This window comes from Streptomyces sp. NPDC038707, assembly GCF_040636485.1.
GTDB lineage: Bacteria > Actinomycetota > Actinomycetes > Streptomycetales > Streptomycetaceae > Streptomyces.
This window is the reverse complement of the sequence record NZ_JBEZUP010000077.1, coordinates 1-7,792: the sequence shown is the minus strand read 5'-3', so window position 1 is coordinate 7,792 and position 7,792 is coordinate 1. Positions and strand designations below refer to the sequence as shown.

10 protein-coding genes are annotated in these 7,792 nt (G+C 70.9%); 2 read left to right on the top strand and 8 right to left on the bottom strand.

The annotated features are described in order from the left end of the window. The 8 genes from AB0E62_RS39745 to AB0E62_RS39710 form a co-directional block, all read right to left on the bottom strand. Window positions 1–694: helix-turn-helix domain-containing protein (locus AB0E62_RS39745; RefSeq protein ID WP_362205934.1), on the bottom strand; the 694-nt coding region annotated here is incomplete at its 3' end. 83 nt (window positions 695–777) lie between these two features. Next, the gene (locus AB0E62_RS39740) at window positions 778–1,497 is read right to left on the bottom strand and encodes a hypothetical protein (protein WP_362205931.1); all 720 of its coding nucleotides are present in this window, start codon (window positions 1,495–1,497) and stop codon (window positions 778–780) included. Window positions 1,498–1,720: 223 nt separating this feature from the next. After that, complete coding sequence (locus tag AB0E62_RS39735) at window positions 1,721–2,092, bottom strand: CrcB family protein (protein WP_362205928.1); 372 nt, start codon at window positions 2,090–2,092, stop codon at window positions 1,721–1,723. Then, window positions 2,089–2,499, bottom strand: a complete 411-nt coding sequence (locus AB0E62_RS39730) for a CrcB family protein (RefSeq protein WP_362205925.1) — start codon at window positions 2,497–2,499, stop codon at window positions 2,089–2,091. The genes AB0E62_RS39735 and AB0E62_RS39730 overlap by 4 nt, the downstream gene beginning before the upstream one ends. A 167-nt stretch (window positions 2,500–2,666) precedes the next feature. Further along, a complete protein-coding gene (locus AB0E62_RS39725) occupies window positions 2,667–2,954 on the bottom strand; it encodes a DUF6510 family protein (RefSeq protein WP_362205922.1) in 288 nt (95 codons plus the stop codon). A gap of 32 nt (window positions 2,955–2,986) precedes the next feature. Continuing rightward, window positions 2,987–3,730, bottom strand: a complete 744-nt coding sequence (locus AB0E62_RS39720; protein ID WP_362205919.1) for an FAD-binding oxidoreductase — start codon at window positions 3,728–3,730, stop codon at window positions 2,987–2,989. Continuing rightward, window positions 3,730–4,329, bottom strand: coding sequence for a molybdopterin-dependent oxidoreductase (locus AB0E62_RS39715; RefSeq protein WP_362205916.1), 600 nt, complete (start codon window positions 4,327–4,329; stop codon window positions 3,730–3,732). The genes AB0E62_RS39720 and AB0E62_RS39715 overlap by 1 nt, the downstream gene beginning before the upstream one ends. A gap of 230 nt (window positions 4,330–4,559) precedes the next feature. Continuing rightward, window positions 4,560–5,699 (bottom strand): alpha/beta hydrolase, encoded by a 1,140-nt coding sequence (locus tag AB0E62_RS39710; protein WP_362205913.1) that lies wholly within the window; start codon window positions 5,697–5,699, stop codon window positions 4,560–4,562. A gap of 447 nt (window positions 5,700–6,146) precedes the next feature. Between AB0E62_RS39710 and AB0E62_RS39705 the strand changes: the two genes are divergently transcribed. After that, window positions 6,147–7,592: a catalase gene (locus AB0E62_RS39705; protein WP_362205910.1), complete on the top strand. Its 1,446-nt coding sequence runs from the start codon at window positions 6,147–6,149 to the stop codon at window positions 7,590–7,592. Window positions 7,593–7,668: 76 nt separating this feature from the next. Next, window positions 7,669–7,792 (top strand): alpha/beta hydrolase (locus tag AB0E62_RS39700; RefSeq protein ID WP_362205937.1); only part of this gene is annotated, 124 nt, incomplete at its 3' end.

Genomic DNA, 7,792 nt, shown 5'->3' with positions numbered 1-7,792 from the left:
GTGACGGGTGAGGCCGGCCGGGTCCTCCTCCGGGAAGCGCAGCCGGTACATCTCGCGCGCCAAAGCGAGGCGGCTGCGCGGGTTGGCCCACTGCCCAGCCCGAGCCCGCGGTGGGCCGGATCCCGAGCGGTCCGAACTCGTCGAAGGCGAACACCCGGTCGGAGAAGCGGTCAAGGAGCTCCTCGATCCGGTCCAGCTTCGCCTCACGGTCCGGGTCGGGGGATTCCTTCCAGGTCTTGGTGCGCTGGAAGGTGACCCCGCGGCGGGCGAGCAGGCCGCGTAACGTCTCGCGGCCGATGCGGATCACTCGGCCGTGGACTCTCCGCAGGTAGGCGACGAGTTTGCGCAGTGACCAGCAGGTGAAGGGCTGGCCGAGTTTGGTGGGGCGGGTGGTGGCCGCCTGGACGACGAAGTTCTCGTCGTCAGGGCTGAGTCGGCGGGGACGGCCTCCCGCCCATCGAGGGTCCAGGCAGGCCAGGCCGATCTCGTTGAAGCGGTGGATCACATCTCGGACGGTGTCCTCGTCGGCCTGCACCAGCTGGGCAATCACTGGCGCGCGGTTCCCACCGGCCGAGGCCAGCAGCATCATCGCCCGCCGGTAGCGCACCGAGTTGGCACTGCCCCGGCGCACGATCTGCTGCGACCTCTGCCCCTCCTGGTCGGTCAGTCTGCGCACACGGACAGGCTCGGCCACCGCGCCTCCAACGGTCGAAACGGACGTCACCCCACATCTAACCGCCACGACCGTCACCCCGGCGAACCTATGCGGTCAGAGCACTAGGTAATGCGGGCGACGAGGGCGGTGGCGTTGTCCGCGTACGGGTCGCTCAGTTCGTGCGCGCGCCGGACGGCGTCGTCGACCAGGCGCTCGGCAGCGGTGCGCGGAGTGCCGGTCAGGTAGCCGGCAAGGTCGTGATCGGCGTCCTCTTGGGGTTCGTAAGCGCCGTCGGAGGCGAGCAGCAGCCAGCCCGGCCGGGCCGGGCCGCGCAGGTATTCGATGGCCGGGTGGCCCCAGAGGCGTTCGGTCTCCTCGTCGCTGCGTGCTTCCCCGAGGCAGGCGGTGATCAGGTTGCGGTCGCCGCCGTCGTACGCCCGGCGGGCGTTGTGGTCCTCGGTCAGCAGGCGCAGGTCGCCGTCGAGGAGGAGGTAGGCGCGGGCGTCACCGGACCAGGCGACGGAGAACAAGCCTCCGGGGACGTGGACGGCGACGACGGCCGCCGCGCAGGGCAGACCGTGGCCGGCGGTGCGGGCGGGGTCGGCGGCATAGCGGCCGCACTCGGCACGCAGCCCCGCCTCCGCATCCGCGCTCCCGGCGGCCGCGCGGACCAGGCGGCGGACGGCCTGGGTGTCGCCGACGCCGTCGAGCAGGGCGTAGGCTCGGGTGCCGTTCGGCGCCGTGAACACGGCTGTCGCGTTGCACTGGAAGGCCCAGTCACCACGCCGCTGGGCGGTGGCATACGACGTCACGGCCAGATCCTCGTCCACGTCCTCGCGCATGCGGCAAGCCATCCAGAACGCGGGATCCGCCGCGTGTACCGCTTCGCGGGGGCCCTGCCCGGACGGGTGAACCCTCCTCGCGTACGCGGGCGCAGCTCCAGCAGTGGCTCGGACCTCGGAGACCCGTGCTGGCCTACGCTGTCAGGACAATGGACTATACCCACCGCGGCGCTCGCCACGCGGCTGCGATTCCCCACCACGCGTCGCCCATGCAGTGGTGGTTTCACCAGATCCAACGTCCGGCCATGGTGCCGGCCCAGGCCAGCGTGACGCCCGCGAGCAGACTCGCCGCGAGATACAGCGCGCCTATGCGGAGTCGGTTGGTGCGCAGCAGATCGGCCGTCTCCCAGGCCAGCGTGGACCATGTGGACAGGGCGCCGCAGACGCCGACCGCGACGAGCGACTGTACCCAGGCCCGCGGGACCCGCATCTCCAGTGCGATTCCCAGCAGCAGGCACGCGGCGCAGTTCACGGCGATGGTGCCGACCGGGAAGGGACGCCGACGCGTCGACTTGGCGGCGGCGCCGGCCCAGTAGCGGACCGGTGAGGCGATGGCCGCGCCGAGCGCGAGCCAGGCCCAGTCCGCGGCATTCACCGGTCACCCCGGGCATCCCGGTCCAGCAGGCCCGCCGTCAGTGCCGCGCCCGCCGTTGTGGAGGCCAGTGCCCCCGCGACGGTGGCGGCGGCGTAGACGACCGCGGTGGGCGCGTGGCCGTCGGTGAGCAGGCGCTGGACGTCGGCGGAGAAGGCCGAGAAGGTGGTGAAGCCGCCGAGGAATCCACTGCCCAGCACCGGGCCGGCCCACATCGGGCGACGGCCGGGCTTGTGGTTCAGAAGGGTCATCAGTACGCCCATGAGCGCGCAGCCGGCCAGGTTGACGGCCCACGTCGTCCACGGGAATCCCGTTCCGGTCGCGGGGCCCGTCAGGTCTGCTCCCGCACGCGCCGCCGCTCCGGCCGCGCCGCCTGCCGCCACCAGGAGCGTCATACGTGTTCGGGTCATCCCGCAGTGGTGCGGGTGCGGGAACAGCCGTGGGAACAGCATCGTCCGGTCTTCGCGGGGCGGTCCGGCCCGTGACGGGGAGGGACCGCTCCCGCCGGCCGGCCGGCCCCTCAAAAGGTGACGCGCTCCGCGACCGATCGGGGTCCGCGGCGTCACCGGGTTCCGGGTCACGGCGTGGTCGTCGGCACATTGAGGCGGAACGCCCCGCCCCCGTTGCCCAGTTGGAGCCAGAGGAAGCCGGGCTGGGTGACGACCCGGACAGCGATGTCGGCGCAGCCGGGGCAGCGTCCGGTGAGGCCGGGGCCTGGACCGTACACGTGCAGTTGCCCGAGGGTTGCCGGCATGCGGCAGGTGGGGCACAGGCGCCAGGCCGTGGTGGGATCGACGGTGAATACGTCGGCGAGCGGCCCGGCCAGTGCGTTTCCGTCGAGGTGGCGGGCGAAGTGCTGGTTCACGGGTTTCTCCCGATGGGTAGGGGGCGGGCGGTTCAGCCGAAGCGTTCCGTCCTGATCCGGTCGGCGGGGTGTCCGGCGGCCCGCAGGAGGTCGCCGGCGTGTTCGACGAAGCCGGTCGGACCGCAGATGTAGCAGCGGGCGCCCGGCGGTGGCAGGCCCTCCAGGTCGTCCAGGGTGATGCGGCCGGCCGGGCGGTTCGCTCCGCCGGGCGCCCGGCGGGTGTAGAGCACGCGTATGGACTCGTGGGGCCGCGGTGTGCCGAGTTCGTCGGCGTACCAGACCTCGTCGGGGTCGCGTACGGAGTAGAGGAGGGCGCGGGGTGTCTCGGCGGCGTTCGCGCGGCGGGCCCGCAGCATGGCCGTGAGCGGCACCACCCCGCAGCCGCCGGCGACGAGCAGCAGCGCGGAGTCGACTGCGCCGTCCCACACGAACCACCCGCCCAGCGGGCCCTTCATCTCGATCCGCGCGCCCACCGGCAGGTCATCGGCGAGGTACGGCGACACCTCACCGCCCGGCACCGCCTGGACGCCCAGTTCGACCACGTCGCCGTCGGCGGGGCGGGCCAGGGAGTAGCTGCGCACCGCCTGATAGCCGTCGGCGGCGGTGAGGCGGACGTCGACGTGCTGCCCGGGCAGATGTCCGGGCCACCGGGGCACGTCGAAGCGGAGGGTGCGTCCGGTCTCCGTCTGCTTCTCCCGCTCCACGAGCCGGGCCGGATACCATCGCCCCGGCCGCCCGGGCGTGGCCGGGCGGCCCGGCGCGTCCGGCGTGTTCATCAGTCCCTCCAGGTGCGCTGCTCGCGCCACGGGTCTCCGTAGTTGTGGTAGCCGACGGACTCCCAGAAGCCCGCTTCGTCCTGGAGTGTCAGACGCAAGCCCTTGACCCATTTGGCCGACTTCCAGAAGTACAGGTGCGGGATCAGCAGGCGGGCGGGTCCGCCGTGCTCGGGTGAGAGGGCGTAGCCGTCGTAAGAGTGGACCAGCCACGCCTTGCCACCGGTCACGTCCGCCAGGGGGAGGTTCGCGGTGTATCCGTCGTAGGACTCGGCGACGACGAAGCCGGCTGCCGTGCCGATGCCGTCCAGCAGGACATCGAGGGAGACGCCGCACCACCTGGTGGCGAACTTCGACCAGCGCGTGACGCAGTGGATGTCCACCGTGGGTTCCTGTTGCGGCAGATTCATCATCTCGTCCCACGTCCAGGAACGCTGTCGGCCGCTCTCGTCGGTGACGGTGAAAGACCACCGCGCGGTATCCAGGTGCGGGGTCGGCCCGGCGGACAGCACGGGAAAGGACTCCGTCGGATACTGGCCCGGCGGAAGACGTCCTTCGAAGGCGTGGGTCCGGCCCCGGAAGCCCGGCGAGAAGCCTGTCATCGTGTCGCTCCTCCTGCTTGGTCCGCGCCGGACGCCCTTCGCAGCGGGCCTGGTGCGGAGAGGGGAAATGCGAGAGGTATGTCCTGTCCGGGCGGCGTGCTGGGGGGCCGCCGGCGCAGGGCGGATGCCTGGAAGAGTGCCGGGCCGTCACCGGCGCCCCGCTGGCCCTGGTGCGGGCCGTGCCCGGCCGGCGGCACGATGACGCCTCCGGCCGGGCACGGGAGCCTGCGTCAGCCGTTCAGCGCTTGACGGAGGGCGGCGGTCGTCTTGGCGACGGCGTCCTTGGCGGACGGTGTGTCGCGCAGGGCGTTGAGCATCATGAAGTCGTGCACGGTGTGCGGGTAGTGGTGGTGCTGGACGTTGACACCCGCGGCGCGCAGCTTGCCGATGTAGGTCTTGGCCCCGTTGAGCAGGACGTCGGAGTCGGTGACGACGACCGCGGGGGGCAGGCCGCGCAGCTGGGCGGTGGTGGCCTTGTCGGGCGAGGCCAGCGGGTTGTTGCGGTCAGCGGCGTGGGGGGCGTACTTGTCCCAGAACCACTTCATGTTGGCGCGGGTGAGCCAGCAGTTCTCCTGGAACCGCTTGTACGAGGCGGTGTCGAAGTCGGCCTCGGTGACGGGATACAGCAGGACCTGCTGGCGGAACTTCACTCCGCCGCGCTGTTTGGCCATCATGGTGACGGCCGCCGTCATGTCGCCGCCGACGGAGTCGCCGGCGACGGCGAGGCGGTTGCCGTCGATGCCGATCTCCTTCCCGTGCCGGGCCACCCACGTGGACGCGGCGTACACCTGCTCGATGGCGACGGGGAAGCGGGCTTCGGGGGAGGGCGTGTAGTTGACGAAGACGACCGCCGCGCGGGCTCCGTTCGCGAGCTGGCGCACGAGGCGGTCGTGGGTCTTCGCGTTGCCGAGTACCCAGCCGCCGCCGTGGATGTAGACGAGGCCGGGAAGGGTTCCTTTGGCTCCGGCGGGACGGACGATGCGCAGGGACACCTGCCCGGTGGGTCCGCCGTTGATGGTCTTCTCGGTGATGTCGGCCGGGAGTTCGGGCACGGGGCCGGCCTGGAGCTTGTCGAGGACCTTGCGGGCCTGCCGGGGCGTCAGCTCGAACAGCGGCTTGCCGCCCTGGTGGGCGAGCTGGTTGAGGAAGGACTGGGTGGTGCGGTCGAGCGAGACGGACGGCATCCCGCAGGGGACGTTGCCGTTGGACGTGTCGCCGTCACTCGTGCCGCCGCCGGTGATGAGTGATGCCGGAAGGGCGGACGCGGTGCCGGGCGCGGCGCAGTAGCCGGTCAGGACCGCGCTCGCGGCCACGGTCGCCGCCACTGCGGACAGGGTCCTGCGGCGGGCGTGTCCGTCGGTTGCACGCATCAACTTCTCCTTTTGGGTGAACTTTCCCCCCTCCGCATACCGTTGCGGGCAACTTCCTCCGCTGCCCGGCAACCGTGCCGTTCAGGTGATCGGGGCCCGCCGTCGGGGTGACAGCCGGTGTGAAGCGGTTTGAGTCCGCCCGCCGCAGTTCCTGCCGCCGATCCCGCTGTTCGTCGACGTGGTCCGCGCCCGCAGGAGGCCGCTGGCGAGGGGATGGTCCTGCCCGTGCCCGGAACACCGGCGGCACGGGTGGAACGCCCGGATTGCCGCCCCGGAGCCGAGCCCGGACAGTGGTAGGGAATGCGAAAAGCGACCTCGTCGTCGTGGACGCGGTCGTGCGTGTGTGTTCCTGCCCGCCGGCGGTGCATGGCCCTGACCGGCCCGAGACTCCGCTGTCCGCCGTGGCCGCCCCCTGCCCGCGCATAGTTCATCGTGGAGGAGTGCGTCATGGCCGACCCCGTGTCCACCACCAACACCGGCGTTCCGGTGGAGAGCGACCAGTACTCACTCACCGTCGGCGCCGACGGGCCGATCCTGCTCCAGGACAACTACCCCATCGAGAAGATGGCCCAGTTCAACCGGGAGCGGATCCCCGAGCGGGTCGTGCACGCCAAGGGCAGCGGAGCCTACGGAACGTTCGAGGTCACCAACGACGTCACGCAGTTCACGGCAGCCGATGTCTTTCAGCCCGGCCGCCGTACCAGGATGCTGGCCCGCTTCTCGACGGTGGCCGGCGAACAGGGCTCCCCCGACACCTGGCGGGACCCGCGCGGCTTCGCGCTGAAGTTCTACACCCGGCAAGGGGTGTACGACATGGTCGGCAACAACACACCGATCTTCTTCATGCGCGACCCGAGCAAGTTCCAGGACTTCATCCGCTCCCAGAAGCGGCATATCCGCGGAGCGCTGCGCGACAACGACATGCAGTGGGACTACCGGACGCTGTCCCCGGAATCGGCCCACCAGGTCACCTACCTCATGGGCGACCGCGGCATCCCGCGGTCCTACCGGCACATGAACGGCTACAGCTCGCACACCTACATGTGGATCAGTGCCTCGGGGCAGCGGACCTGGATCAAGTGCCACTTCAAGTCGGACCAGGGAGTGGAGCACCTGACCGACCACGAGGCCGCCGAACTGTGCGGTCAGGACGCCGACTATCACCGCAGGGACCTGCTGCAGGCCATCGACCGCGGCGAGCACCCGTCGTGGACGCTGTACGTACAGCTGATCCCGTACGAGGACGCCCCCGGCTACCGGTACAACATCTTCGACGTCACCAAAACCGTGCCCCACGCCGACTACCCGCTCACCGAGGTCGGCAGGATGGCCCTGCACACCAATCCCGGGGACTTCTTCACCCACATCGAGCAGGCCGCCTTCGACCCCTCCAACCTCATCCCGGGCATCGGCCCCTCACCGGACAAGATGCTGCAGGCACGGCTGTTCTCCTACGCCGACACCCACCGCTACCGGGTCGGCACCAACTACACACAGCTGCCGCCCAACCAGCCCCTCACCGATGTCCGTTCCTACGCCAAGGACGGAGCGATGCGCTTCACCGAGCCGCAGGTCGCCCGGCCCTACGCCCCCAACAGCTACGGCGGCCCGAGCGCCGACGAGGACCGCTACAACCACCCGGCCGGCTGGCGGGTGGAGACGGCGGAGATGGTACGCGCCGCCTACACCCTGCACGCGGACGACGACGACTTCTCCCAGCCCGGCCACCTGGTCCGCGAGGTCATGGACGACGTACAGCGCGATCGGCTCGTCGGCAACGTCACCCGCCATCTGCGCAACGGCGTGTCCGCGGCGGTACGCGAGCGGGCCTTCCAGTACTGGAAGAACATCGACGCGACGACCGGCAGCCGCATCGCCGACGCCTTCGCCTGAACCGCCCCGCCCACCGCCTCCCGGCCCGAACCTCGCCGGAGGCGCCCCGAGAACCCATCACCGAGAGGACCCGACCATGCCGGTGTGCACCACCCGCGACCAAGTCGACATCTTCTACAAGGACTGGGGCCAGGGGCGCCCGGTCGTGTTCATCCACGGCTGGCCGCTCAACGGCGACGCCTGGCAGGACCAGCTCAAGG

Bases quoted from the DNA above. Each gene is read 5' to 3' on its own strand.
- AB0E62_RS39740 (WP_362205931.1), bottom strand. From the start codon at position 1,497: ATGCGCGAGGACGTGGACGAGGATCTGGCCGTGACGTCGTATGCCACC.
- AB0E62_RS39730 (WP_362205925.1), bottom strand. From the start codon at position 2,499: ATGACCCGAACACGTATGACGCTCCTGGTGGCGGCAGGCGGCGCGGCC.
- AB0E62_RS39720 (WP_362205919.1), bottom strand. From the start codon at position 3,730: ATGAACACGCCGGACGCGCCGGGCCGCCCGGCCACGCCCGGGCGGCCG.
- AB0E62_RS39715 (WP_362205916.1), bottom strand. From the start codon at position 4,329: ATGACAGGCTTCTCGCCGGGCTTCCGGGGCCGGACCCACGCCTTCGAA.
- AB0E62_RS39710 (WP_362205913.1), bottom strand. From the start codon at position 5,699: ATGCGTGCAACCGACGGACACGCCCGCCGCAGGACCCTGTCCGCAGTG.
- AB0E62_RS39705 (WP_362205910.1), top strand. From the start codon at position 6,147: ATGGCCGACCCCGTGTCCACCACCAACACCGGCGTTCCGGTGGAGAGC.